Raw genomic sequence first — 26,363 nt, 5'->3', positions numbered from 1 at the left:
TCCCGGCAGCCCGGTGATCGCACGACGGCGCCGAGACGACCGCGTGGCCGGACGTGCAGCACGGCGAGGACGTCCCGGGTCGCTACCTCAAAACTAGACCTCCTGGAGGTCCTCGATTCCGAAATACCCCCGTACGGGGGTAAGGAAAGGTGTGGTCGTCGACGGGGCGGCATTCAGTACCCGGAATCCAGATCTGTGGTCGAGCGGATCGCGTGAGGGGGATCGGCTCCGGCGGCGTACCACTGACGGGAGGGAATGCCGGGGGGCCAATCTCGAAGGTGGTACGGCAATGCCTCAGGCTCAGACCATGGTTCGACAGGTCGACACCGCGGTTCCGCAACTCGTGCCCGCACAGCGGGGCACCACGATCGCGGTCCCGGCGACGCACCGGGTCGATGCCTGGTCGAGAATCTCCTACGCCTGCATGAAGAAGGTACTGAGCCCGATATGCCAAGTCTTCTGGCATCCACTGGTCGAAGGTCTCGAGAACATTCCGACTGATGGTCCTGCCATTATCGCCGGCAACCATCTTTCGGTGCTCGACGCCGCGTTCCTCGCGATCGCGTCCAACCGGCGGATCACCTTCCTGGCGAAGAGTGAGTACTTCACCACGCCGGGCCTGAAGGGTATGGCGGGGAAGATGTTCGTCGCCGCGACCGGTCAGATCGCCGTGGACCGCGGCAACCGCCGGAAGGCGACCGCGGCGCTGCAGGCCGGCGCGGGTGTGCTGAGCCGGGGCGGCCTGCTGGGGATCTTTCCGGAGGGGACCCGCTCACCGGACGGTCGGCTGTACCGCGGCAAGCACGGCGTGGCGCGGCTGGCGCTGGAGACCGGTGTGCCCGTCATCCCGGTGGGGCTGATCGGTACCTTCCAGGTCCTGCCCATGGACCGGCGGCTGCCCCGCGCTGGACGCGTCCAGGTCCGGTTCGGCACGCCGCTGAACTTCCCGCGCATGACGGGCGAACGGACCGGGCTGGCGCAGCGGGCCGCGACCGAGCAGATCATGAGGTCCATCCAGGAACTGTCCGGGCAGCGCCAGGCGGACATCTACGCCGAGCGCTTCAAGGCCTCCTTGGGACTCGTCAGCCGATGACCATCCGATGATCGGCTGACAACAGACCGTCCATTCCGCCGCATCTCCCTGGTCGGTGCGGCGGAATGGACGAAGCGGGGCCGGTGCGGCGGAGCGGGCCGCACCGGCCCCGCGCATGCCCGCGTGAACCTCGCGGACGGACGCCGACGCTACGGATTCCAGGCGGCCACTTCAACGAGACCGACGGACGGTCGGGCCACCGCCGACGGGTTTCCGACACCGGGAAGCCCGGCCGCCCTGGGTCCACTCCCCCGCGGACCTCCGGGTTCGGCGACAGGTGGGTGCACCGGGGATGGTAACGACCATGGTCGGTCCGTTACCGACCGCTCGGGCACCTTCGGGCCGCGCAGGTGGAGGTGACCCTGTGCCAGGTTGATTCCGACCGACCCGCGCCAGAGCACCGAGGCGCGGTCCAGGCTCCGCATCCGAGTGAGGGGTGGGACAGTTCCTGCGCGCTCCCGCCTGCCCGCCTGACGGATCCCGATCCGGCGACCGCCGCGCGCTGATGGCGGGAACGTGGGCCCCGGCGCCGGGTCCACCGGAAGGTCCGGTGGTACCGGTCGGCCCGTCGATCTCAGGGTCTGCGGAACCCCGCGGCGCCGCCGGCGATCTCGGGGCGTCCGGGCAGGCGACGACGCCGGTTGCCCCGGCACAGGCCGGACGATCCCCGGCTCGTGCCATTCGGCACTCTCCGCCGGGCCTGCCATCATGACTACCCGAGTGGAGCCGACCGGCCCGGGAGGAGTCCCCGCGCCTGCACGACGACCAGCGCGGCCATCGGGTACGCCGGTCCCTGCCGTGGGCCGAAAGATCACTGGTTTGGCCGACGGTGCAGCGCCGTCCGCTCCGTTGTCGGCACGTCCGACCGTCGACCCATCCTGCGCCGGCGGATCCGGTGAATCCCGGATCCGCCGGCGCGGGATGAGGCGTCCTCAGAGCGGGAGCAGTCCCACTCGCGGCTTTGGCGCAGGCTGCGCGCCACCTCAGCAGGGCGGATTCGCCCGACCAGCGGGGCTCCCGGACGAAGCCCGGGAGCCCCGCCGCCGTGTCAGGGAAGCATGCCCAGCTGGCGAGCAGCGTGCACCGCCGCGGTCCGGTTACGGACCCCGAGCTTGCGCATGATGCTGCGCAGATATGCCTTCACCGTCTCCGGTGACACGGTGAGACGCCGCGCGGTTTCGACGTTGGACAGGCCGAGTGCGACCTGTGCCAGCACCTCAAGCTCACGCGGGGTCAACGCCAACCGGCCGCCGACCTTCGCCTCCTGGTCCAACAGCCCGCGCAGCAGCTCCGATACGCCCCCGATCCGGCCACGCAGCAACGGGTCGGCCACATGTTCGGTGACCTCCTGAAGCTCCCGGTAGGCCAGCCGCAGACTCTCCTGCGGCTGGCCGGGCGAACGCGGCAGCGGCACGGCGCCCACCGCTCTGGTAGCCGGCGCACGATGCCCTGGTGGCACCGCCGTCGACAGCGGCTCTGTACGCGCTGCGACTGCGCCCAGCTCGCGTTCCATCAGTCGAGCCGTGGCGATGGCCGCGTGAATCGCGGCCTCGGTGAACGGCGCCTCGGTCCGCATGGCTCCATACAGCACGGCGACCACCACGCTGTCCATGCAGACCGGCACAGCGAGAATCGCTCCCAGCTCACTGCTCTCGATCGTTGGGGCAGTGGAGCGAAAAACCCTTCTCGCCGCAGCCGGGTCGTTGATGACGACCGGGCGGCAATGCCGAACCACCTGCCCGCCGATTCCCGTCCCAGGTGGGACGGAGTGACCGAGCAGTCCGCTCGGTGCGGGTCCGTCCACGTTAGTGACGGTCAAACGACCGGAATGTGGTGTGACCATTCCACCGAATGTGAGATGGGCTCCCGATGAAGCGCGCAGCCGGGCGATCGCCCGCGGCAGGACTGTCTGCACGCGACTGGGGGCCGACACGTCCACTGTCACGAGCGTCCCCTTCCCCGACCTGTAGAAGACGAAGGGAATCGTAGCACCCGTTTTACGATAAGCACAAATAAGTGCACAAACGGCATGACGCCGAATGTTGTCCGAGAGTCGGGGCCTGTTCGCGCGTAACGGATTTTCCCGACTGGAACCCAACCTCAGGAGAAGGGCAGATGCATCTGCGTGCGCGGCCCACCGGCTACGCGGGCGCCCTCGGTCACCGGCTCGGGGACGCCGGCCCCGGGACCGCCGTCCCGCGCGCCGTCCCCCGCGGCAGCCGCCGTCGGCTCGCCGGGACGATGAGCCGGCACCGCGAACAGGTCGGTGCAGGCCATCGCCCGCAGCCGGGCCAACCCGGCGAGCAGGTGGAGCTCCGCGACGCTGCGTGGAGAGCTGTCGAGCAACGCCGGCGACATCACCAGAACCGCCGCCACCTGCGCCCGGGACAACGCGACGTTGAGCCGGTTGCGGGAGAGCAGGAAGTCGAGCCCGCGTGGCGCCTCGGCGGCGCTGGAGGTCGTCAACGACGTGACCACCACCGCCGCCTCCTGACCCTGGAACCGGTCCACCGTGCCGACCCGCACGCCCGGCAGACCGGCGGCCTCGAGCGCACGTTCGATCGCTCGGACCTGGCGGTTGTACGGGGCGACCACGAGCACGTCCGCCCCCGCCAGCGGGCGGGAACCCTCACCGTCGATGATCAGCCGATCCATCAGGTGTCGAACGATTGCACCCACCGCAGACACCTCCTCGTCGGAGCGTGTGCCGTTGTCGGTGTGGACGACGTCGTGCAGATACAGTCCGGCAGGCACGCCGGTGACGGCGCGGGTCGCGGCAATCGGGTGGGACCGTAGCAGGCCACGGTAGGCGAGGGCGGACACCGGCGCGCACACCGCCGGGTGTAGCCGGCGGGTCCGATCGAGGAAGTAGCCGAGCGCGGGTGGGATCACCTCGGCGTCGCCCAGCAGGTGTGACAGGGCAGAGGCGTCAGCACCCTCGGGGTGGATGCCCGCCACGACCTGCGGCAACTGCTGCGGATCTCCGAGCAGGACCAGGTTGCGGGCCGCTGGGGCCACCGCGAGGGTGTCGGCCAGCGCGAACTGCCCCGCCTCGTCGATGATCAGGACATCGAACGGCACGGCCGCGAGCGTCGGGTTGGCGAAGGCCCAGGCGGTGTCGCCGACGAGGTGGCCGTCCGGATGGGCCTCCCGCCACGCCGCCAGCGCCCGCAGGTCGCGCGGCGTGTCCCAGGGTGGACGGTGCGCCGGTTCAACCGGCGCGCCGGAGCGCTGCTTCTTGGCCGCGGCGACCAGCGGACGCCACGGCAAGGCGCCATCAGCACCCTCGAGGCCGCCAGCGCCCTCGGCACCATTGACATCGTCCGACTCGGCGTGGGCGGTGGGCGGCGGGGGCTGACCGGTGGCGGCGAGCATTGCATTTTCAATTGCCTTGTGGCTGGTCGAGCAGATTCCCACTGACTTGCCCTGCGCGATCAGGTGCTGGATCAGCCGGCCGGCCAGATAGGTCTTGCCGGCACCGGGCGGCCCCTGCACGGCCAGATACGAACCGTCGAGGGCGCTGACCGCGGCCAGGACGGCGGTGACCTGGTCGTCGCCGTCCTCGGGCACCGGTAGGCCGGCGGTCGGGCCGATGAGTCGGGGCGGCTCGCGACGCAGCAGGTCCGTCGCCGACTCCTCGGGCAGGCGGCCGGGCAGCGCGGCGACGGCCCGGCGGGCAAGCTCACGGACCGCGGTGGGTTTCGGTTCCGGCCGCACCGGCGCGCCGGGCAGCACGGCCGTCGGCAGCGCGCGGCTGACCGCGTCCGGTGCCACGCTCTCCCTCAGGAGCAGCACGTGCGGCTCGGCCCGTTCGACCACGGCGTCGGTGGTCCCGCCGGCAGCGCCCGGCGGACCCGGGTACAGCAGCCGCACGGACTCGCCCCGGTCGAACGGATGCGGACGGTTCGGGTCGACGCGCGCCTGCAGCAGCCGGCGGCTGCGCCGCCGCCGCCCTGACGGCTCCTCCCAGTCCTCGATCACGGCCCACCCGGTCGGCACGGCACAGTCGTCAGCCGCCTCCAGGCTCACCCGATCGGCGATCAACGCTGCGAAGTAGGTCCACCAGGCCGGCTTGTTCTCCCGCCGGTGATAGCCCACCGCCGCGGCGAGCAGGGCCCGAGCCCGCTGGTCGGCCGACCAGGCCGACGGCTCGGGGGGCAGCCCCGCAACCAGCGCGTCGACGAGGGCGTCAGGATCGTCGTCACCGGCGAGCGACGCCGGCTCGACCGCGCCCGGAACATCGGCTCCCAGAGCGCCTGGATCCACCGCGACGCTCCCCCGGGCCGCAACCCCCTCTTGCTGGCGCAGCCGGAGCAGCCAGCGGTGCAACCGGTGGGTCGACACGCAGTCCACCTGGTTGTATTCGGCGATCTCGGCAAGCACCCGATCGGCCTCGGCCGTCTCCCCCGCGGCCCGGTACGCCAGGAAGGACTCGTATGCCACGATGCTGTCCGCGGCGTTCTTCACCGCCGCCTGCCGCGCGTCCGGGAAGAACAGCGGCTCGAGATACTTGATCGAATAGGACGGCTGGGAGATCCGCAGGCTGCGCCGGACCACCGCGTAGAGGTCGATCAGCCGGTTGCCGGCGAGCAGCTCGTCGACCTGCCGCTCCCGCGTGCCATGCCGTGCCGCCAGCCGCCGCAACGCGTTGAGCTCGTAGGGCGCGTAGTGGTAGATGTGGGCGCCAGGATGCTCGCGCAACCGCGCCGCGGCCCAGTCGACGAAGGACTCGAACGCCAGCCGCTCGCCGTGCCGGTCATGCGCCCAGAACGCTCGGAAGGCCTCCGCCTCGGCAGCGACCGGACTACACCCGCTCGGGGGCTCGGTCAGCGTGACGGCCCCGAAGAGGTACTCCAGACCGGCGGCGTCCAACGCATACGGATCGCCCTCCATGTCGAAGTAGATGTCGGCCGGGTCCGCCACCGGGAGTGACGCAAGGCCCGCCACATCGACCATCCGCACGGTCACCGTCCCCAACGGGTCGTCCGCGCTGCGGGTCGCATCCTGCGCCGCCTGCAATTCGGCCTGAAGGCGCAGTCCAGCGAACGCCGCGGCGGACATCGCCGCCGGCCGTTGCTCGTCGCGCGCGGCGGCGAGCTCCTCGACGGACGTGATGCCCGCCCCGCGCAGCACGCGCCGCTGCTCGGTCCGCAGCCCCGCGACCAGGGACAGATCGCGGGCCGCTGCCCGACCCTCGGTGCAATGCTCCGAGAAGGCACAGCTTGCGCACTCCGGACGGGGCTGCGCCCACGACGGGTCGGAAACAACCGCCGGCGCGGCCAGCCGGGCATCGAGGCGGCTGCGAGCATGGCGGACCATCGGCACGACGTCATCGACCCGGAACGAACGCACCATGCCGACGGCGCCCGCCCGATCATCCCGCCCGCCGCGCCCACCCCCGGCACAGCCCGGTTCCGTCGGCGCGCCGGCGCCAGCCATGCCCGATTCCCGCGCGGGATGCAGGAGGTGCATCATGCGCGGCACTGCCACACCGACCGATGGCATCGCCACGGCGTACGCGGCGAGCTGCAGGACAGCCCCGGGCCGGGCCTGCCGGGCGAGCTTGGCATCGTAGGGCTCGTAGTGACCCGGCTGGGCGGGCCCGCTGTGTGCGCCGGTTCTCGGGTCGCGGTGCGCCGCGACGAGGAAGTCCGGCCGGCCCTGGAAGGAGCCGTCGAACAGCACACCCTGGTAGACCACCGGAGCTCCGGCGGCGAGCGCGCGGCGCGTCCGCTCGCTGGCCTCGGCGAGAGCGTCGGGGGTCGGCGCCGGACGAGGGATCTCCACCACCCCGTCGGTTCCGAAACACCGGCGGAGATGCGCCAGCACACGTCGTTCGTGGGCCTCGCCATGCCGGACCGCGGTCAGATCCGGGGCGCTGACCCGCAACCGTCCACTCAGGCCACCTGTCGCGCCCTCGGGCACCACCTGGGCGACGGGGGTGGTGGCGACAAGCCGACCTGGGCTGCCGACATCCGCGCCGCCGACACTCTCGTCGCCGACGGACAGCAGGCCAGTGGCCAGCGCATGCGCAAGCCCGACCCGGTGCCCGCATTCGAGATCGTCAACAAGATCGCCTGCGGAGACAACCCAGTGATCGTCGAACCTCTGCACGTCACCATCCCGTCCGGACCATCCGTCCGGTCCGGTCGCATATTGTCTCGCGTCCCCCCTTCGGCATTCGGCCGGGTCCGGAGCACGCAGAACGCCGGCACGGACGATTACCGGCGCCCGAGTCCCGCAGCTCGCCATCGCGGCGCGGGCCGTCCGTTCGGGCCACCTCGATCAGGTGCACCATGTCCGCGCGGGTGGGCGGATGCGAGATCGAGCCATCCGTGTCATTCGTCACATCGCAGTGCAGCGATAGCCGCTCCGGAGCCATGCCGCCACGCACAACAAGGACCTTCTGGAGCCGCTTCAGGGTCAGGCAGCGCACGGTCGTCCTGCGCGGCAGGACCTCGCCTGCGCGATCCGGGGTCTATGCGATCAGGCCTCTATGCGAACCGACCGAGGCCGCCGTCGCCACCAGGTATTACGATGGAACACAAAGAGGATCATGAAATGGGGCGGGTGGCCGCGGTCGCTCCTCGCGGTCCGGCCTGGAGATGTGGGGTCCCTGCCGCGCATGGCCAGACGTAACCGCCTGGCGACGAGCGGATGTTGAGCCCCGGGAGGACGCATCGTGGCAGCTTCCCGGCCAGATCGGTCGACACCTGCTCTCCCCCCCGCCCACAGGGCCGCAGGGCCAGTAGCCCCGCCGACCGGACGGCCGGCGGGGACTCCCCTGGTCCCGCCGGGCGGCGGGCCCAGTCCGACGAGCGTGAAGGCGGAGCAGGACCGCCGTGTCGAGGACGTCGTGCTTGCCGACGGCGGGTCGGTCACGGTGCGGCCGCTGGGCCCCGATGACGCCGGCCGACTGAGTGCCTTCCACCTGCGCCTGAGCGAGGCGAATCCCCACGATCCGGATCTCGCCGGCGCCGCGGGGGATCCCGCGCTGCTGGCCGGGCGGGTCGTCTCGCCCGGCAGCCGGGCGTCCGCGGTGCTCGGCGCGTTCGTCGGCGACGAGATCGTCGGGCTGGTCGAGTACAGCAAGATCGGCGACGTCGGCGATGCACGGTTCGGAATCCTCGTCGAGAACCCTCATCAGGGACGAGGGCTCGGCACGCTGCTCATCGACATCCTCATCGACACCGCCGGGGAGGCCGGTGTGCGCCGGCTTGTCGCGGACGTGCCGGTGAGTAGTCGACGGGTTCTGGAGGTTCTGCGTTCGATCGGCTTCGACCTCACCCCCGCGGACGACACCCAGATCCGCGTGAGCTACCCGGTGGAACCGGGAGACGGCCCTCCGAGCGGTACTCGGTCGCGCCGGGGACGAGTCGGCGGCGGTCTGGACCATCCGGACGGGTCCCGAAGCATCGACCGGCTGCTGCACCCTCGGGCGGTTGCCGTCATCGGGGCAAGTCGCGAGCCCGGAACGGTCGGTCACGAGGTCTTCCGCCGCCTGCTCCACAGCGGGTTCACCGGAGCGGTCTATCCCGTCAACGCCGCGGCGAGCCATGTCGCCTCGGTTTACGCCTACCAGGATCTGCATGCGGTGCCCGCCGAGATCGACCTGGCCGTCGTGGCGGTGCCGGCGCAACGGGTGACCGAGGTTCTGCGGGCCTGCGCGCAGAAGCGGGTCCGCGGTGTCATCGTCGTGTCGGCCGGCTTCGCGGACGGCGGGGACGAGGGCCGGGCCCTGCTGGCGGACGCCATCCGGATCGCCCGGGACGGCGGCATGCGCCTGATCGGCCCGAACGCGATGGGTGTCATCAACACCGCGCCGACCACCCGGCTGCATGCCACCTTCGCCGTCGGGGAACCCCCGGCCGGCCGGGTCGGCGTCTTCACCCAGTCCGGCGCCCTGGCCGGCACGTTCCTCACCGACGCCGCCCGCCGCGCGGTGGGATTCTCCACCTTCGTCTCCGCCGGAGACCGATCCGACGTCTCGACGAACGACCTCCTGGAGTACTGGCAGTCCGATCCACGGACTGATGTGATCATGCTTCATCTGCAGAGTTTCGGCAATCCGAGGCGCTTCGCCCGGATTGCTCGTCAGCTCGGTCGGCACAAGCCCGTCGTGGCGTTGAAGAGCGGTCAGGAGTCCGCGGACACGGGAGTGGACGCGCTTTTCACCAGTGCCGGAGTGGTCCGCGCCGACACCCTGAACCAGCTCTTCGACGTCGTGCAGCTACTGGCCCATCAACCACTGCCTGCCGGACGACGGGTCGGCATCGTGGGAACAAGCAGCGCGCTCGCGGCGCTCGCCACGGACGCCTGCCGTACCTACGGACTCGAGGTCCCCTCACTGTCCAAGGAGACCTGGTCCGATCTCGCCGCTCTCGTCGGCCACCGGTACGCCACCAATCCGGTCGACCTCGGTCCGCTGGCCGATCCCGAGCGGTTCGACGCCGCGTTGCGCCTGGTCGCGGCCTCGGGCGACGTCGATGCGATCATCGCGCTGGTGACCCCACACGCTCAGGTTGACCGGCTCGGAGCCGCGGTGCGGGAGGTTGCGGCCGACAGCGGCCTGCCGGTGCTCGCCTCCTACCTCGGTCAGGACGGCATGCCCGCCGCGCTCGCGGTAGCGGACCCGAGCGGCTCTGCCGGCCGAGGCTCGGTGCCGTCGTACTCCTCACCGGAATCGGCCGCGCTGGCACTCTCGCGCGCCGCCGACCATGCTGCCTGGCGTGCGCGGGATCACGGCCGGGTGCCCGCGCTGGACCACATCGACCCGGACGGCGCCCGCGCGGAGGTCGAACGCCACCCGAAGAACGGCACCTGGCTGCCGGAACCGGCTGTGGCCACGTTGCTGGCCGGGGTCGGGCTGCGGGCATGGCCCAGTATTCGCGTCGCCGACGAGGCGCAGGCGCGGGCGGCGGCGGAGGCACTCGGCTGGCCGGTGGCCCTCAAAATCTCCGATGAACGCTTCCGTAGCAGGCTCGACGTCGGGGCTGTCCAACTCGGCCTGGGTGACCCGGATGAGCTCGCGGGTGCCTGGCGGGCCGTGCGGGCCGCAGTCGGCTCCGGCGACATGCTCGTGCAACCGATGGCACCTGCCGGGGTATCCACCGTCGTACGGTTGCGTCAGGATCCGACCGTCGGCCCGCTGCTCTCCCTTCGACTGGGCGGCGCCGTCGCGGACCTGCTCGTCGATCCGCTGGCACGCACCCTGCCCTTGACGGACCGGGACGCCGAGGACCTGATCCACGAGATCCGTGGCAGCGTGCTGCTGGTCGGGGGGTCCGGCGCGCCCGCCGCCGATACCGACGCTCTGGCAGATCTCCTGCACCGGGTCGCCCGGCTCGCGGAGGAACTTCCGGCCATCGGCGAGATCCTGCTCGATCCGGTACTCGTCGGCCGTCGTGGCGTGGTGCTGCTCCACGCGGGGATCCGCCTGCTACCGCCCGAGACCGAGTCGCGCACGCTCCTGCGAGCGCTTGCTGTCCAGCCCTGACCGCCCGGTACGGTCTTGGTATGACCGCACGACAGAGGATCGCGTTCCAGGGTGAGCGGGGAGCCAACTCGCACATCGCCTGCCGGGATGTCTATCCGGACTACGACGCGGTCCCCTACCAGACCTTCGACGAGTGCTTCGCCGCGCTGGAGGACGGTGCGGTAGACCTCGCGATGATTCCGGTCGAGAACTCCACCGCGGGTCGGGTCGCCGACATCCACCACCTGCTGCCCAGGCCCGCGGTGCACATCATCGGCGAGTACTTTCTCCCCGTCCGCCACCAGTTGCTCGGGATACCCGGCGCGTCCCTCGACGATGTGAAGACGGTGCACAGCCACCCGCAGGCACTCGCCCAGTGTCGCGAGGGGCTGCGCGAGCTGGGACTCGTCGCCGTCGCCGCCGCCGACACCGCGGGCTCCGCACGGGAGATCAGCGAAGCGGGCGATCCATCCCGGGCGGCGATCGCCTCCCGGCTCGCGGCCGAGGCGTACGGGCTCCAGATCCTGCGTGCGGATCTCGAGGACGAGGAGCACAACACGACACGCTTCCTCATCCTCTCCGGCGAGAACCTCCGTGCCGCCTCCGGGATCGGACCAATCGTGACCACGTTCGTCTTCAAGGTCCACAACCGTCCGGCCGCACTGTACAAGGCACTCGGCGGGTTCGCCACCAACGGCGTCAACATGACGAAGCTGGAAAGCTACATGGTGGGTGGTGAGTTTGTGGCCACCCAGTTCCTCGCCGATATCGAAGGCAGCCCCGAGGACTCCACCGTCGCCAGCGCGTTCGAGGAACTGTCGTTCTACGCGGACTACCGCATCCTCGGGGTCTACCGCGCGAGCCGCTACCGGGAACGCGAACGGATCGGCGCGCGCGCCGGACTCTGATCCCGGGCGGAGGACGAGGGCCGGATCACGGTGAACGCGGGAGTCAACGCTGGTACAAAGTGCCCAACAGGCCTATTCCGACGTCAGGAGTACCAGTTGATCTCGCCGGTCCGCCTCGGGGCCATTCATCCTTCCACCCAGGCGCGACCGGGACCGCCGAAGGATACTCCGCCCAAACCCGCGCCGCCGCCAATGCCGAGCTGGCGCCGGGTTCTCCTTCCACTCGGCGTCATCATCACCCTCCTGCTGCTGTTCGGACCTAGCCTGTTCGCCACCCGGCCGGAGTCCCTGAAGTACTCGGAGTTCGTGGACCGGGTGAACGCGGCGGCGGTCCGGTCGATATCCGTGGATGATCACGGCGGGATCGATGGCACTCTGAAGACCGGCGGGGACTTCACCACCCAGATTCCGACCGCTCTCAACACGGACGATCTCGAAGGTCGGTTGCGGGCGAAGGGTGTGCAGATCACCGGGACCCGAACCGGGACCTCGTTCGGGTCGGTCGTGCTGAGCTTCCTGCCGCTGATCTTCCTGATCGGCTTCTTCGTCTGGTCAGGCCGGCAGGCACGCCGGCTCGGCGGCGGCATCGGCGGCCTCGGCATGTTCGGTCGGTCCAAGGCAAAGATCACCGAGACGGAGCGGCCGACGACCCGCTTCTCCGACGTCGCCGGCTACGAGGGAGCAAAGCAGGAGATCGGCGAGGTTGTCGACTTTCTCCGCAGCCCCGAGCACTACAGCCGGGTCGGCGCGCATGGCCCCCGTGGGGTGCTGATGGTCGGTCCGCCCGGCACCGGGAAGACCCTGCTCGCCAGGGCCGTTGCAGGCGAGGCGGATGTGCCGTTTCTGTCGATCACCGGTTCCGGGTTCGTCGAGATGTTCGTCGGAGTCGGCGCATCTCGGGTGCGTGACCTGTTCGCCGAGGCACGCAAGCGCGCCCCCTCCATCGTGTTCATCGATGAGATCGACGCGATCGGCGGCCGGCGGGGCGGCAACGCCATCGGCGGCAACGACGAACGGGAACAGACCCTCAACCAGCTGCTGGCGGAGATGGACGGTTTCGAGCAGGATTCGGGTGTCGTGGTGTTGGCCGCGACGAACCGGCCGGAAACCCTCGACACCGCGCTGCTGCGTCCCGGCCGATTCGACCGCCAGGTGACGGTTCCGCTGCCTACCCAGGCCGAACGCCTGGCGATCCTGGGCGTTCACGCCCGCGGCAAGACCCTTGCTCCCGATGCCGACCTCGACCGCGTCGCTCGCGGTACCCCCGGATTTTCCGGCGCGGATCTGGCGAACCTTCTCAACGAGGCGGCCATCCACGCCGTGCGAGACGGCCGGCAGGTCGTCACCGCCGGAGACCTGGATGCGGCTCGGGACCGCATCCTGCTCGGCCGCCGCGACGGTTCGAACGCGCTGCTGCCGGACGAGAAGCAGTCCGTGGCCGTGCACGAGTCCGGGCACGCCTTGGTCGCGGCACTGTGCGAACACGCGGACCCGGTGGCGAAAGTGACGATCCTGCCTGCCGGAATGTCTCTCGGGGTGACCGAACAACTGCCTGAGGCCGAGCGGCATCTCTACTCGGAGGGTTATCTCCTCGACAGCCTCGCCGTGCGGCTGGGAGGCCGTGCCGCCGAGCTGGTCGTGTTCGGGCACGGCTCCACGGGCGCATCGTCGGACCTGACCGGCGCGACGCAGCTCGCCACCCGGATGGTGCGCGAGTTCGGCCTGTCCAGCGCGATCGGCCCCGTCGGCTACGGCAGTCAGAATCCGCAGTACCTCGGCGGCGAGGAACTGGTGAGCCGGCCGTACTCGGAACAGACTCAGCGTTTGATCGACTCCGAGGTCGCCCGGCTCCTGCGGGAGGCCGAGGCCCGAGCCATCGACCTGCTGTCCACTCACCGCTACGCCCTCGACGCGCTGAGCGCTCTGCTTCTCGAGCAGGAGACGGTCGACGGCTCGGCGGTGGAGGCCACCCTGCGCGATCGGGGATCCGGACTGTGACTGCGCCGCCGCGGCCAGGCCCCGGGCTTCGGGTGCGCTTGCCGCAGGTCGCCCCATCAGTACGGGAATTCCTCGCGACCGAAGCCGGCGGGGCCGTACTCCTCCTACTCGCCGCGGTCGCCGCCCTCACCTGGGCAAACTCCCCGTGGTCGGGCAGCTACGACAGATTCTGGAGCACCACGGCGGAGCTTCGCCTCGGGGACGCCGGGTTCGACATGACGCTGCACCACTGGGTGAACGACGGCGCAATGGCGATCTTCTTCGCCGTCGTGGGCCTGGAGATCAGCCGCGAGTTCACGACGGGCGAGCTGCGCGACCGGCGCACGATCGCCGTGCCCGCGCTCGGCGCGATCGGTGGACTGACCCTACCAGCAGTGATCTACTTCGCCTTGAACCGATCCGGGCCGGAATCGAGCGGGTGGGGCATCCCGATGTCCACCGACACGGCGTTCGTCATCGGGATCCTCGCCCTGTTCGGCCCCCGGTGTCCCGACCGACTTCGGCTGTTCCTGCTCACCCTCGCGATCGTCGACGATATCGGCGCGATCACCGTAGTAGGGATCTTCTACACGGACCATGTGAATCTCGCCGGTCTCGCAGTCGCGGGCGCAACGGTGCTGGCGATCCTCGCCCTACGCTGGCTGCGGGTGTGGCAGCTTCCCCCGTACATTCTCGCGTCGCTTGTGCTCTGGGGTGCGATCCACGTCTCCGGCGTCCACGCGACGCTGGCGGGCGTTCTCGTGGGCCTTCTCGTTCCCGCTATCCCACCCCGCCCCGACCAGGTCGAAGAGGTACCCATCTACGTCCGGGCCCTGCAGGAGGACTCCAACGCCACCAGAGTCGGCCTCGCGGTGGCGGCGGCGAAGGCAACGGTGCCGGCCAACGACCGGTTGCAGCGCGTGCTACACCCCATCAGCGCGTTCGTCGTCGTTCCCGTGTTCGGACTGGCGAATGCCGGCGTTCACCTGGACGGCTCGGCCCTGCGGACGGCGGCGGCGTCATCGGTGACGCTGGGCGTGGCGGCGGCCTTGATCGCCGGAAATGCCTGCGGGATCTCCGTGGCGGGCGTGATGGCGATCCGGACCGGTCTTGGTCAACTGCCCGGTCGCGTGCGGTACGGGCACCTACTCGGCGCGGCTACCCTGGCAGGCATCGGCTTCACCATCTCGCTGTTCATCACGGAACTGGCATTCACCGACGAGGCCCTGCAGGAACAAGCCAAGATCGGCATTCTCGCCGGCTCGCTCGTGGCTGCCCTCGCCGGAACCGTCATCCTTCGGGTGCTCGGCGAGCGGATGCCACTGTGCTCGCCGATGACCGACGAACCCGTACCCCGCCTACCTCCGCGACCATGGCGCGCGCCGGTGCCGGCGAAGTGACAGACTCGCCGCCTTGCGCAGCGGGGCGATCTCGGTGCGCCCCCGATAGGGCTCGCCGTTGATGAAGATCGTCGGCGTGCCGCGCACTCCTTGCTCGATCCCGCGTGCGTAGTCGGCCTCCACAGCATCCCCGAAGGGTTGCGCAGCGTCCCCGATGACCCGATCCCCGTCGATACCGAGTGACGCAGCGTAGGCGTGGAGAAACTTGTCGGCAAGCCGGTCCTGTCGGGCGAAGAGCAGATCGTGCATCTCCCAGAACCGACTCTGCAGACCAGCGGCCTCCGCAGCAAGCGCCGCGGTGAGGGCGTAGGGATGGATGTCGAAGACGGGGAAGTGTCGAAAAACGAGCCGAACCTGGCCCTCCGACATCTCGGCGAACTCATGCAGGACGGGTGCCGCCTGGGCGCAGTAGGGACACTGGAAGTCGGCGTACTCCACGACCACGATGGGCGCGTCCGCAGGCCCTCGGGAGTGCCGGAACGGATCTATCGGCACCGCGGCCGACACTTGACGCCCGTCCCGACCCGCCGGCGACCGCAACCGATTCCACCTCCCGGTCTCTGCCAGCGAACAGGATTCGGTCATACCCGTGGGCTTGGTGCGCTCGGAGGACCGCGACGGGCTCCCTGAGCCGGACCACATCCCCCCAGACGTCGGCGCCTCCTCCATGGCGCGATTATCCCCGCTGCCTGGCGAAAGGCGATGCCGAGCCAGGAACCGGACACCGACTTTTGTGTCACGAGTCACATTCACCCGTGGGCCCCTGCTCGACCCTCTGCGGTGTATGTGACCATCGCCCCGTTGCCTGGCGTCGTCGAGGCCGCCGTCCACAGGCGCGGCTCGCCGGTGAGACGAACCGACTCGCACCAGCGTGCCCATCAGACGCGAGGAGCACCATGCTCGACACGCCGGCGGCGCTGTACGCCGATCCACAGTCCCCCCCGAGCCTCGGCCTGGGCGCCGACGTCGGAAGGCAGGGGGCCGTCGACCCCGGGTCGCCGGTCGACAGGGGATCGGAGGCCGCGCGCGGGTTGCGCATCAATCGCATCCGCACGACGCCAGGCGTTCATCCCTTTGACGAGGTCCGATGGGACCGGCGGGACGTCGTCACGACCAACTGGCGGGACGGTTCGGCCAACTTCCAGCAGCGCGGAGTCGAGTTTCCCTCGTTCTGGTCGGCCGCGGCGGCGACCATCGTAGCCAGCAGGTACTTCCACGGCGCACCAGGCAGCACGGAACGGGAGTGGTCCCTGCGGCAGCTCATCGAGAGGGTGGTGCGTCCTTATGTTCACGCCGGCCGTGAGCACGGATACTTCGCGTCCGACGACGACGCGGAAATTTTCGAACACGAGCTGATCTGGCTGCTACTCCATCAGGCGTTCAGCTTCAACAGCCCGGTGTGGTTCAACGTGGGTACCGACCTGCCCCAACAGGTCGCCTCGTGCTTCATCCTCGCCGCCGACGACAGTCTTGACTCCGTCCTTGGCTGGTATCGCGACGAGGCGTTGCTCTTCCGGGGCGGCGCCGGCTCGGGGGTGAACCTCTCTCGGTTGCGATCTACGGCGGAGCTGCTGCCCTCGGGGCGCCCCGCGCCGGGTCCGGTGAGCATCATGCGTGGGGCTGACGCATCGGCGGGGNGNATCCGCTCGGGGGGAGCCCCTCGGCCAGCCGCGAAGATCGTCGTCCTCGACGTGGATCATCCCGACATCGTCGACTTCATCGAGTGCAAGGCACGCGAGGAGCGAAAGATCCGCGCCCTGCGCGACGCCGGATTCGACATGGACGTCGGCGGCCGGGACATCGATTCCGTCCAGTTCCAGAACGCCAACAACGCGGTGCGGGTCAGCGACGCCTTCATGCACGCCGTTGCGGCGGACCAAACCATCGAGCTGCGCGCCCGAGGCGACGGGCAGACCGTAAGAACGGTCTCCGCCCGCAAGATCTTCCGCATGATTGCGCAGGCCGCCTGGGAATGCGCCGATCCGGGACTGCACTTCGACGACACGATCAATAGCTGGCACACCTGTCCCGCGAGTGGCCGGATCAGTGCCAGCAACTCCTGCAGCGAATACATGCACCTGGACAATTCCTCGTGCACCCTGGGGTCGCTGAACCTCTTGCGGTTCCTGGGCAGGGATCGCCGCTTCGACGCGACGAGTTTTGCCGCCGCCGTCGAACTGGTGGTGCTCGCTATGGACATCTCGCTGTGCTTCGCCGAGGTACCGTCCCAACAGATCGGCGGCGTCACCCGTTCCTTTCGTCAGCTCGGCGTCGGCCACGCCAACCTCGGTGCGCTGCTCATGGCCATCGGTCAGGCCTACGACAGCGAGGAGGGCCGGACCACCGCGGCCGCGATCACTTCGCTGATGTCAGCGACGGCATATCGACGCTCGGCGGAGATCGCCGCGGTACTCGGGCCCTACACCGGCTTCACCGCGAACGCCGCGGCTCATCGCCGGGTGGTGGCCCGTCATGCCGCCGCACACGCCGCGATCCGCCAGCCGCCTGCGGCCCGGCGATCCATGGAGGAGAGCATCCACGAGCAGGTCCTCCCGCAGGCAGGACTGGAGTGGAAGCGGGCGATACTTCTCGGCGAGCGGTACGGCTGGCGCAACGCCCATCTGACTTTGATCGCCCCCACCGGGACGACCGGCCTCGCGATGGACTGCGCCACGATGGGAATCGAACCCGATCTCGCTCTCGTCAAGGTCAGGAAGAGCGCGACGGGCTCGGCAATGCGTCTCGTGAACACGACGGTGCCGACGGCACTGCACGCCCTCGGGTATCCGCGGGCCGCGGTGGCCCGCATCGTGAGCTTCATCGCGGCGCACGGTCATGCCGTGGATGCTCCCGGGCTACTCCCCGAGCATCAGGCGGTCTTCGACTGCGCCCTCGGTCCACGGGCCATCGATCCGATGGGCCACGTCCGGATGATGGCCGCCGTACAACCATTCCTGTCCGGGGCGATCTCGAAGACGGTCAATCTCCCGGCGTCGGCCACGGTCGACGATGTTGCTGCCCTGTTGTACGCCGGATGGCGTAAGGGGCTGAAGGCATTGGCCGTGTACCGGGATTCCGCCAAGGTCGGCCAACCGATTTCAGGTGTCACGCTCCCGGCCGGCCCGGCCGGTCCTTCAGACGAATACCTGGGACCACGAACGATCGGAGCATCAACGCGTCGGCAGTGATCAGCGGGCAGCGGGGCGCCGGCACAGCAGACCCTGGCCAGCCGCCGGGGAGAGCCGCGACGCTCGGGGCCGTGGCGTCAGGCCCGAAGAAGATGCCCGTCGCACCATCTGGCCGAGCGGTCGCATCCCGGCGCGACACAGAGTCTGTCGCCTGCGCCCGCTGCCTGGCGAAGCTGCTGACGGGCGCTCCGGCGCCACTTCTCGACATCGGCGTGGACGGCGGTCAGCTGCGACCCGACCTGCCCACTCCGAAACATCATGGCCAGCTTCGGCGGCATAACGGGTATCGAATGGCCAGCGGTTCCCGAGTCCGGTGGCGGGTTTCCGCTCGCCCTCAGGACGGCCCACGAGACGGCATCGGCCAGGTCGGCAGTCGACCCTCCGGTCACTGTCAACATCGCGGCCATCTGCGCACGCCGGACGATCTCAAGCAGGGCATCGACCCGTCGGGGTGCGGCAGCGTGGTCATCCGTAGCGGCGTCCGCTCCAGTGAGCTGCTCCAACGCCGAACGGAGCGTCGCAGCGGACTGGGCGTCGAGCTCGCCGTCGAGCCGGGTCATGCCCTCGGGTAGATCTGTCAGCCACAGGCCCCGTCGGGCGCGCGTGTGCTCCGGCGGGGCCGTTGTCGTGGTGCCGGCGGCGGGCCGACCATGGTCACTGCCCTGAATCGGCGGCACACCGCCGTCGGGCGCGCCGTCCGCAGCGCTCTTGTGGGCCGGGCCCGTCGTTACGTCCTCGTTCACTGCGTCGTCGCTCACTGCGTCGCCATCGGCACAGCCGTCGGCGTCGTCGGCGTCGTCGCGGCTCCCGGCGCCGGGGGCAGGGGCCGAGTCGCCCGGGGCAGCCCCATCAGAGCCGCCGGTCGTGCACGTGGGAGGACCCGCCTCAGGTGGACCCGCCTCAGGTGGATCGGCCTCAGGTGGATCGGCCTCAGGTGGATCGGCCTCGGGTGGATCGGCGTCCTTGGATCCGGCGGCGGGCTGAGAGACTCGCTGGTGAATGCGCTGACCGATTCTGGTCAGCTCGGTGGGATCGAAGATCGCCGCTTGTTCGATCAGGCAGGCCTCCGCATCCGCGACGACGTCGGGGGTCGTCAGGGCCGGCACCGAGCGCATCACTCGGAATATCACCAGTGCCTGCTCGACGGTGATCCTGCCCTCCGCCAACGCGGAGCCCGTCGCCGTCAACGGACCGTCCAAGGCGGCTGCGAGATCGAGCAGGTGGCGCGCGTCGACCGGCCGGACCCGCAGTCGCTCCCGCAGCCACTCCTGCGTGCTCTCCGCTCCGACCCGCAGAGCCAGACCGCGTCCCTGCACCTCCCGGACGAGCTGGAGTCGCACGGCGGCCAGCCGCGAGAGCGCGGCGGCACTCTCATCCACGGCAAGCGCCAGCTCTGTGTCGGACAACGGCCACAGCGGCGCGTCCAGAACGCCGTCGACAGAAGTATGGACAGCAGCCATCCCGGCGACGAAGCCGAGCGGCGAAACAAAAGAGTCAGTGATCGAGGTCATGCGGCCGACTGTAATTCACGCACACCCCCATGTCGATCTCGTCTCAGTAATTTGGCGTTCTGGTCGCCACACCTTCAAATAAGGCGTCAGATCATGGCGGTCTCGACCATCGCCACGATTCGATCGGGTCCGATCGCCACGCGAGGAAGCGGCCGAGGTAAAGTGGCTGCGATGGTGAACCTGCAACAAGAAAAAGAGGTGGAGATCTTGGTATTTTCTAAAGTGGCCACCCGACCAAAATCTCGCGCGATGACACGGATTTCAAGGGCGGGCGAAGGAAGCCGTCCTTCGTCCGTGCGCCGCATCGGGTCGACAGTCCGCCGTCCTCCGACTACTCCGAACCGTTCGGTGCAGAGGACCGGCCACCAGGTCCGAGCTTCCGTCCGAGACCGGTGATCAGCGCGGGACAGCGGGCCGGCATGGTGAACAATCGAGGGCATGGCCGACGCGGGAGCTGCCCATCAACTCGAGGAAGGTCCACGGGACCGTATTGCAGTCGCCGCCGACGTGGCGGGCTCCACGACGGTGCCGGCCGCCGAGAGACCGTCCGCCGGCCAGCGAGCGGCTGCTTCCGCGGGGCGCTACCTGGACCTCAACGCCGACCTCGGTGAGGGCTTCGGCGTCTGGCGCCTCACCGACGACGAGGCGCTGCTCGGTCTGGTGACAAGCGCCAACGTGGCGTGCGGCTTTCACGCCGGGGATCCGGCGACCATGCGACGGACCTGCGACCACGCTGTCCGACTCGGGGTACGTATCGGCGCTCAGGTCAGCTATCGGGACCTCGCCGGATTCGGTCGGCGACGCATCGACATGGATCCGGCCGACCTGCGTGACGATGTCACCTACCAGCTCGGCGCGCTCGACGCCTTCGCCCGGGTCGCCGGCGATCGAGTGCGCTACGTCAAGCCGCACGGGGCGCTCTACAACACGATCGTCGCCGACGAGGGCCAGGCGCAGGCGGTGGTCGACGCGGTCCGTGGATACGACGCGACGCTGCCGGTCCTCGGTCTGCCAGGCTCGGTCTGGTTGCGGCAGGCCGCCGCCGCCGGCCTCGTGACAGTCGGCGAGGCGTTCGCGGATCGCGCCTACACGCCAGCGGGCACGCTCGTCTCCCGCCGTAGCCCCGGGGCCGTACTGGACGATCCGGACGCCGTGGTGGCTCGAGGCGTACGGATGGCCACCGAGGGAACTGTGCTCAGCGAGCAGGGCACACCGGTACGGATACTTGCCCGATCCCTGTGCGTCCACGGCGACACCCCCGGCGCCGTGGAGGTGGTCAGGCGGCTGCGCCGTGCTCTGCACGACGCTGGTGTCGCGCTGTCGCCGTTCTGCTGAAGGGACCGTGATGCGCATCCTGCCCTGCGGGGACGAAGCACTGCTCGTCGAGGTTGCGAACCTGCGGGAGGCCGAAGACCTCTATGGACGGCTACGACGGGACCCTCCGCCGGGGGTCACCGACCTGGTGCCCGCAGCGCGTACCGTCCTCATCGCCTTCGACCCGGCGGCCACCGGTCCAGCCCGGCTCCGGGCCCTGCTGCATGGGCTATCACCCGCGCCGGCTGACCGGGAGCCGCAGCCCGTCGACGCCCCCGCTCCCGACGCGCCCGCTCCCGACGCGCCCGGTCGGGACACGCCGGCCGCTTCATGCGCGGTGGTTGCCGGCGGGGACGGCCGAGACCCTGCCGCCGCCAACCCGATCGGCACGGCGGCGGCGGACTCACCGGCGACCGTGACCATTCCCGTGCGTTACGACGGGCCCGATCTGGACGACCTCGCGCGACTCACGGGGCTGACACCGGCACAGATCATCGGACGGCACCTGCAGGGCCAACACCGGGTTGCGTTCTGCGGTTTCGCGCCGGGTTTTGCCTACATCGCCGGTCTGGATCCTGGCCTGCGGGTTCCCCGCCGGGACAGCCCACGCACGCGGGTGCCGGCAGGCGCCGTCGCGATCGCCGACGAGTTCTCCGGCGTGTACCCCCGCGCCTCGCCCGGCGGGTGGCATCTGATCGGCCAGACGGATCTGGCCGTCTTCGACCTCACGCGCGATCCGCCCGCTCTGCTCGTACCAGGCACCCCGGTGCGCTTCGTCGCGGTGGGTGTAGCCCAGGCGGTGGGGGCGTGACGGGATCAGGGGAACCGTCCGGCGAGATCGCGATCGTGGCCTCGGGGCCGCTTGCCACCGTGCAGGACCTTGGCCGGCCCGGACTCGCGCACCTGGGAATCACCCGATCCGGCGCCGTCGACCGCCCCAGCCTGCTCCTGGCGAACCGGCTGGTGGGCAACCTGACCGGCGCGGCAGCTATCGAACTCACCTATGGTGGGCTGATCGCCCGATTCACCCACCCCGGAATGATCGCCGTCACCGGCGCGCCCTGCCCGCTCGAGCTCTCGGGCCGGGAGATCGGGATGTACGCGCCGGTCGACGTGCAGGCGGGCGCGCTGCTTCGGGTCGGCACCCCCGCCCGGGGCGTGCGCACGTATCTGGGAATCCGCGGTGGCGTGGACGTACCGGCCGTGCTGGGCTCCAGGTCCCGAGACACCCTCGCCGGCATCGGGCCCGAACCACTGGTGGCCGGTGCTCGCCTTCCGCTCGGCCGGGAGAAGTCCGATCCACCGACGGTCGATCTCGCGCCGCATGCCCGCTACGTCGACGAGCCCGAGCTTCAGGTGCTGTCCGGTCCGCGTGCAGACTGGTTCGCCACGGAGGCGGTTTCGACGTTGTGGACGAAGACCTACGAAGTCACGACCGACAGCGATCGCGTCGGTGTCCGGCTACGCGGTCCCGCGATGCATCGGCGCATCACCGCCGAGCTGCCCTCCGAGGCGGTCGTCGCCGGCGGCATTCAGATTCCCCCGAGCGGCCAGCCGGTGATCTTTCTCGCCGATCATCCCGTCACGGGCGGTTACCCCGTCCTGGGCGTCGTCGTAGCGGAGGATCTTCCGCTGGCCGCGCAGTGCCGGCCCGGTCAGCGCCTTCGATTCCGACCCGCCCGCAGGGCCGTGAACGGCCTGCCCGCCCACTGACCTCGCTGGATCAGGACCTGCCTGGGATGAGCATCGTCCGGAACCCGGAATCTCACGGGGTAGGTCAGCGCCAGGCGAAGACAGGCTGTTCGAACTCGGCGACCCGGGTATGCCGGCCGCGCAGCACCAGCTCGGCGAACTGGTAGAGGATGGCGCCCGTCGGGGCGTGGATGAGGCTGCCGAGCAACGGAAGCTGAATGACGGGCCGGTCGGATTCGGGAATGGTGAGAAAGCGCGGCCGCACGTCCAGCTCGTCGAGCGGTACGACGTGGACCGAGGCGACCTCTCGAGCCTCCGGGCTGGTGACCTGCAACCTCGAACCCGCCCAGAGCACCACCGGGGTCATCACGAAACCGGATCGGGTCGCGTAGTCGTCGAGGGTGCCGAGAACCTCCTCTGCCGGTAGCTCGACACCGACCTCCTCGGCGAGCTCGCGGAGTGCGGCGGTTGCGGCATCCTCGCCGTCCTCCGCCCGACCGCCGGGCAACGCCCACTGCCCCGCGTGCGTCCGCATGCGGGCGGCCCGGCGGGTGAGCAGAAAGCTGGGTCGGCCCTGCGCGTCCTCGCCGAGAGCCACCGCGACGGCGGCGAGGCGGCGCCCCGCGGCAGGCAGTCCCTGCCGCGGGAAGCCGGCCAGCGCCGCCGTCGCCCTGGTTCGCAGGTCGACCATGTCGTCACGGGTCACCTTGACATGCATACCAGCACGCGTGCCGACGTGGCGCCGGACGACGTTCCCGCGGCGACGCGAGGCGCCGGCGCGGATCGCTCGCCTCAGCTGTGGTCGCGGCGTCGACGGCGCCCAAGGGCAGTGTGTCCGCCCGCCGGAAGGGCCGATCCCGCCGAGTCGACCCCGGCCGGCGTTCCTTCCCCGGACGCGGGAGCTGACGGACGGTCACTCGGGTACACCTGCGGCTCAGACACGGGCGGCGCCAGCGTCTCCTCGCGGGCGCCACGCGAGCGCAGTGTCGTGCGCTCGCGGCGCCGACGGGCCGCGGCGACATCACGGACTCCGCGGACGCTCAACCTGCCCCAGGCCGTCGAGCCCAGGAAGAGGATTACGGCGCCCAGTCCGTAGAAGAAGCTGATCCACTCGACAGCCTGCCGCACGGACCCGCCGAGAGGCGCCCCGATCGAACCGAGGTGCCACGGTCCCGCAAGGGTTGGACCGATGATGAACCAGGCTCCGGCGGCGATCGCCAGCCAGGCTCCGAGCGCAGCGGTTCCCCTGTTGGTACTCGCCAGCAGCAACAGACCGCCGACGAACGCCGCGATGCCCGGCAGTACCTCGAGCCAGAACCGCGCGGAGGTCCAGGTCCAGGCGTCATCCTGGGTGAACGCGAAATCAAAGTAAGGGCCGACAAAGGGAATGAGCGCCCCCCAGATACCCAGGAGCATCAGCAGCAGGCCGGTGACAGCGCCACGGCTGCGGGGGATGTGCCAGGCGCCCAGCCCGCGGGCGTCCGCGTTGACGACGTCAGCCATCGGTTGCTCCCTCTCCTCGCCCTACAGCAGGGAGGGTGCCCCGGAAGATGGTCACCGAACCACCTGGTCAGCGCCCTGCGGAGCACTGGCCGACCGGGCGGCCGACGGCCGACGGCCGGTCAAAGTGGAACGAAGGAGAGCCCCCGCGCCCGTAGCAGGGGCAGCACCCGTCGCAGGGCCGCCACGGTCTGCGCGCGGTTTCCGCCGCCGTCGTGGCAGAGCAGGATGTCGCCGGGACGGGCGCTGCCCAGGGACTGTCGGATGGACGCGGTTCCCGGACGCGCCCAGTCCCGGGGATCCACGTCCCAGCCCAGGGAGGTCATGCCCAGGCCGGCCGCAGCCGCGAGGACGGCCGGGGACCAGTCTCCCCCCGGCGCGCGAAACAGCCGAGGTGGCTCAGCGCCCGCGTCGACTATCGCCGACTGGGCACGGGTCATCTCGATACGGATCTGATCCGGTGTGCGGCGACTGAACGGCTGCGGATGGGTCATCGAGTGGTTACACAGCGAATGGCCTTCCGCGACGATACGACGCACCAGCTCCGGGTTCGCCACCGCCTGCGCGCCCACCACCGAGAAGGTGGCCGAGACCCGGTTGAGGCGCAGGACATCGAGGATCCGGGGGGTCCACACCGGATGCGGACCATCGTCGATAGTCAGCGCTACGGAATCCGTCGGCGCATCCGGCCGCAGGTCGTGGATGCGGTAGGCGGGCGCCTTCGAAGCCGCCACCGCCGGGGGGGTGACTGTGGTGCCAGCGGTGCCAGCGGGACCAGTGGGACCCCCGGCCATTCCCGATCCGCGTGCGGCGCCGGAGCCGCCGGCAGTCTGCTGGCCTGCGGGGCGAACGGCACCTTGGCCCGCTCGGGACGCTCCCCCGACCGCTTGCGCCGGCTCGGCTGCGGTGAGCAGCACGATGCCCGCCGCGCTCGAAGCCGACCAGGCGAACAGTCGTCGACGGGAGACACGCGGCTCCGAGCGGTCGGCTCCGGTCCGGATGCCCGCCGTCGGCTCGCCGTCAGACGACCCAGGACCGTGGTCGCCGCTACTCATCCGGTGTCCCCACATCGCACCTGGCATTGCCGCTCATCTCACCGCTCCCCCGCTCTGCCCGGTGGTCCACGCATCCGCCCGGCGAGGGCACCTCCGTGAGCCGGAGTGGCCAACGCCGCCAACCGGCCCACCCCGATGAGGCCAGTGGGATGCCGATAGACCATACGACGGAATCGCGTACCTAAAGCAAGACGGACCCCACAATCAGGCAGATCCCTGACGATATTCCCAGATACTGGTGCCCAGCGTCAGGAAATTACTTCGCCGGGTACACATTTGCACCGGCCCGGTGGCGGGTGACGCCTCCCTGTCGCCGGGCGTAACGACGCCGAACCCCGGCCTCTGCCGCGGCAGTCGTGGTACCGCGATGCGCCGGACGCGACCAGGTGGACCGGCGCCACGGCCGTCAGCGGGTTGCGGCCGGCCTCAGCGCCCGCTCGGGCCGAATCGTTCGGTCCTGACTCGAGCCGGGTCATGGCCGAGTGCGACGAGCATGTCCGCGACGGACTCGACGAAGCCGTTCGGCCCGCAGACGTAGCACGTCGGCGCGAACGCGGCGGGCCACGCGACCGCGGACAGCTCGGCGAGACCGAGGCGATGCGGCGGGTTCGGCCAGTCCGGCGGCGTCGCCCTCGTGTAGACCCGCGTGAGGTCGAGGCCCGGGTCGGCTCGGGCGCGGTGACGCAGTTCCTCCGAGTAGTAGGCGTCGCCCGGCGTGCGCACCGAGTACGCCAGCCGGAACGGCGCCCGGCTCGCCGCGGCGGCGCGAGCCCGCACCATGGCCATCAGGGGAACGATGCCCGAGCCGCCGGCGACGAGGAGCACCGGATCTCGGTCCTGCGGACGCCAGACGAACCAGCCGCCGATCGGGCCGCGGATCTCCACCGGGTCGCCGACGGCGAAAACCTGCGTGAGGTACGGCGAGACCTCGCCATCCGCGACCCGCTGAACTGTGAGGACGACGCGCGAACCGTCGGTGGGAGCCGCCAGCGAGTAGCTACGGCGCGCGGTGTAGCCGTCCTCAGCGGTGAGGCGCACATCAACCCGTTGACCGGCGAGATGCCCCGGCCACTGCGGCACCTCGAGCACGAGAGTCCGCGCGCTCGGCGTCTCGTCGCGTACCTCGACCAGGCGGGCGACGCGCCAGGGTATCCGGCCAGCCGCCGTCGGCCGACCCGCCGGCTCCCGCAACGGCCCCGTCACATCCCCATCCCGCCTTTCTGCCCTGCGCTACCCCCGTCGACCGTCAC

17 protein-coding genes and 1 pseudogene are annotated in these 26,363 nt (G+C 70.2%); 10 read left to right on the top strand and 8 right to left on the bottom strand.

Annotation, left to right across the window (positions count from 1 at the left end; translation table 11 throughout):
• Nucleotides 1–151 precede the first annotated feature (151 nt).
• Nucleotides 152–1,093 (top strand): lysophospholipid acyltransferase family protein, encoded by a 942-nt coding sequence (locus tag FF36_RS08985; RefSeq protein ID WP_236705389.1) that lies wholly within the window; start codon nucleotides 152–154, stop codon nucleotides 1,091–1,093.
• Between the two features lie 1,048 nt (nucleotides 1,094–2,141).
• Here the strand turns inward: FF36_RS08985 and FF36_RS08980 are convergent.
• Nucleotides 2,142–3,038: a LuxR C-terminal-related transcriptional regulator gene (locus tag FF36_RS08980; RefSeq protein ID WP_044884517.1), complete on the bottom strand. Its 897-nt coding sequence runs from the start codon at nucleotides 3,036–3,038 to the stop codon at nucleotides 2,142–2,144.
• Between the two features lie 155 nt (nucleotides 3,039–3,193).
• The gene (locus tag FF36_RS08975; protein ID WP_044884516.1) at nucleotides 3,194–7,207 is read right to left on the bottom strand and encodes a TM0106 family RecB-like putative nuclease; all 4,014 of its coding nucleotides are present in this window, start codon (nucleotides 7,205–7,207) and stop codon (nucleotides 3,194–3,196) included.
• Between the two features lie 706 nt (nucleotides 7,208–7,913).
• On the opposite strand from FF36_RS08975, the gene FF36_RS08970 reads away from it, so the two are divergent.
• From FF36_RS08970 to nhaA, 4 genes are all read left to right on the top strand, one after another.
• Nucleotides 7,914–10,589: a bifunctional acetate--CoA ligase family protein/GNAT family N-acetyltransferase gene (locus FF36_RS08970; RefSeq protein WP_220386365.1), complete on the top strand. Its 2,676-nt coding sequence runs from the start codon at nucleotides 7,914–7,916 to the stop codon at nucleotides 10,587–10,589.
• Nucleotides 10,590–10,609: 20 nt separating this feature from the next.
• Entirely contained in the window at nucleotides 10,610–11,476 is an 867-nt protein-coding gene (locus tag FF36_RS08965; RefSeq protein WP_044884514.1) for a prephenate dehydratase, read from the top strand.
• Nucleotides 11,477–11,572: 96 nt separating this feature from the next.
• Nucleotides 11,573–13,474: an ATP-dependent zinc metalloprotease FtsH gene (gene ftsH, locus FF36_RS08960; protein WP_052681016.1), complete on the top strand. Its 1,902-nt coding sequence runs from the start codon at nucleotides 11,573–11,575 to the stop codon at nucleotides 13,472–13,474.
• Nucleotides 13,471–14,853, top strand: coding sequence for a Na+/H+ antiporter NhaA (nhaA, locus tag FF36_RS08955; protein WP_044884512.1), 1,383 nt, complete (start codon nucleotides 13,471–13,473; stop codon nucleotides 14,851–14,853). Before ftsH ends, nhaA begins: the two co-directional genes overlap by 4 nt.
• On the opposite strand, the gene FF36_RS08950 is transcribed toward nhaA, so the two are convergent.
• A complete protein-coding gene (locus FF36_RS08950) occupies nucleotides 14,812–15,438 on the bottom strand; it encodes a DsbA family protein (RefSeq protein ID WP_255354234.1) in 627 nt (208 codons plus the stop codon). The genes nhaA and FF36_RS08950 overlap by 42 nt on opposite strands.
• Nucleotides 15,439–15,749: 311 nt before the next feature.
• Here FF36_RS08950 and FF36_RS37495 point away from each other — a divergent pair.
• Nucleotides 15,750–16,490, top strand: a pseudogene (locus FF36_RS37495) (vitamin B12-dependent ribonucleotide reductase); the annotation flags it as partial.
• A 3-nt stretch (nucleotides 16,491–16,493) separates the two neighbouring features.
• A partial coding sequence (locus tag FF36_RS37490) for an adenosylcobalamin-dependent ribonucleoside-diphosphate reductase (RefSeq protein ID WP_339325598.1) occupies nucleotides 16,494–18,041 on the top strand: 1,548 nt, incomplete at its 5' end.
• Between the two features lie 77 nt (nucleotides 18,042–18,118).
• Here the strand turns inward: FF36_RS37490 and FF36_RS08940 are convergent.
• Nucleotides 18,119–19,552: a DUF222 domain-containing protein gene (locus tag FF36_RS08940; RefSeq protein WP_044884511.1), complete on the bottom strand. Its 1,434-nt coding sequence runs from the start codon at nucleotides 19,550–19,552 to the stop codon at nucleotides 18,119–18,121.
• Nucleotides 19,553–19,990: 438 nt separating this feature from the next.
• Between FF36_RS08940 and FF36_RS08935 the strand changes: the two genes are divergently transcribed.
• From FF36_RS08935 to FF36_RS08925, 3 genes are read left to right on the top strand one after another with little or no spacing between them, the layout of a single operon-like run.
• On the top strand, nucleotides 19,991–20,887 hold the full coding sequence (locus tag FF36_RS08935) for a LamB/YcsF family protein (RefSeq protein ID WP_236705394.1): 897 nt from the start codon (nucleotides 19,991–19,993) through the stop codon (nucleotides 20,885–20,887).
• Between the two features lie 10 nt (nucleotides 20,888–20,897).
• Nucleotides 20,898–21,677 (top strand): 5-oxoprolinase subunit B family protein, encoded by a 780-nt coding sequence (locus FF36_RS08930; protein WP_044884510.1) that lies wholly within the window; start codon nucleotides 20,898–20,900, stop codon nucleotides 21,675–21,677.
• Complete coding sequence (locus FF36_RS08925) at nucleotides 21,674–22,579, top strand: 5-oxoprolinase subunit C family protein (RefSeq protein ID WP_082121780.1); 906 nt, start codon at nucleotides 21,674–21,676, stop codon at nucleotides 22,577–22,579. The genes FF36_RS08930 and FF36_RS08925 overlap by 4 nt, the downstream gene beginning before the upstream one ends.
• A gap of 64 nt (nucleotides 22,580–22,643) precedes the next feature.
• On the opposite strand, the gene FF36_RS08920 is transcribed toward FF36_RS08925, so the two are convergent.
• The 4 genes from FF36_RS08920 to FF36_RS08905 form a co-directional block, all read right to left on the bottom strand.
• Nucleotides 22,644–23,264: an NUDIX hydrolase gene (locus tag FF36_RS08920; RefSeq protein WP_236705395.1), complete on the bottom strand. Its 621-nt coding sequence runs from the start codon at nucleotides 23,262–23,264 to the stop codon at nucleotides 22,644–22,646.
• 86 nt (nucleotides 23,265–23,350) lie between these two features.
• Nucleotides 23,351–24,061: a hypothetical protein gene (locus tag FF36_RS08915; protein ID WP_044884509.1), complete on the bottom strand. Its 711-nt coding sequence runs from the start codon at nucleotides 24,059–24,061 to the stop codon at nucleotides 23,351–23,353.
• A 119-nt stretch (nucleotides 24,062–24,180) separates the two neighbouring features.
• The gene (locus tag FF36_RS08910; RefSeq protein WP_236705396.1) at nucleotides 24,181–24,792 is read right to left on the bottom strand and encodes a polysaccharide deacetylase family protein; all 612 of its coding nucleotides are present in this window, start codon (nucleotides 24,790–24,792) and stop codon (nucleotides 24,181–24,183) included.
• A gap of 747 nt (nucleotides 24,793–25,539) precedes the next feature.
• Nucleotides 25,540–26,316, bottom strand: a complete 777-nt coding sequence (locus FF36_RS08905) for a ferredoxin reductase (protein WP_082121778.1) — start codon at nucleotides 26,314–26,316, stop codon at nucleotides 25,540–25,542.
• Nucleotides 26,317–26,363 lie beyond the last annotated feature (47 nt).

It is taken from the genome of Frankia torreyi, from assembly GCF_000948395.1.
GTDB lineage: Bacteria > Actinomycetota > Actinomycetes > Frankiales > Frankiaceae > Frankia > Frankia torreyi.
Note: the sequence above shows the minus strand (reverse complement) of the source record. Positions and strands in the feature narration are given on the sequence as shown.

Bases quoted from the DNA above. Each gene is read 5' to 3' on its own strand.
- FF36_RS08965 (WP_044884514.1), top strand. From the start codon at position 10,610: ATGACCGCACGACAGAGGATCGCGTTCCAGGGTGAGCGGGGAGCCAAC.
- FF36_RS08950 (WP_255354234.1), bottom strand. From the start codon at position 15,438: ATGACCGAATCCTGTTCGCTGGCAGAGACCGGGAGGTGGAATCGGTTG.
- FF36_RS08940 (WP_044884511.1), bottom strand. From the start codon at position 19,552: ATGACCTCGATCACTGACTCTTTTGTTTCGCCGCTCGGCTTCGTCGCC.
- FF36_RS08935 (WP_236705394.1), top strand. From the start codon at position 19,991: ATGGCCGACGCGGGAGCTGCCCATCAACTCGAGGAAGGTCCACGGGAC.
- FF36_RS08930 (WP_044884510.1), top strand. From the start codon at position 20,898: ATGCGCATCCTGCCCTGCGGGGACGAAGCACTGCTCGTCGAGGTTGCG.
- FF36_RS08915 (WP_044884509.1), bottom strand. From the start codon at position 24,061: ATGGCTGACGTCGTCAACGCGGACGCCCGCGGGCTGGGCGCCTGGCAC.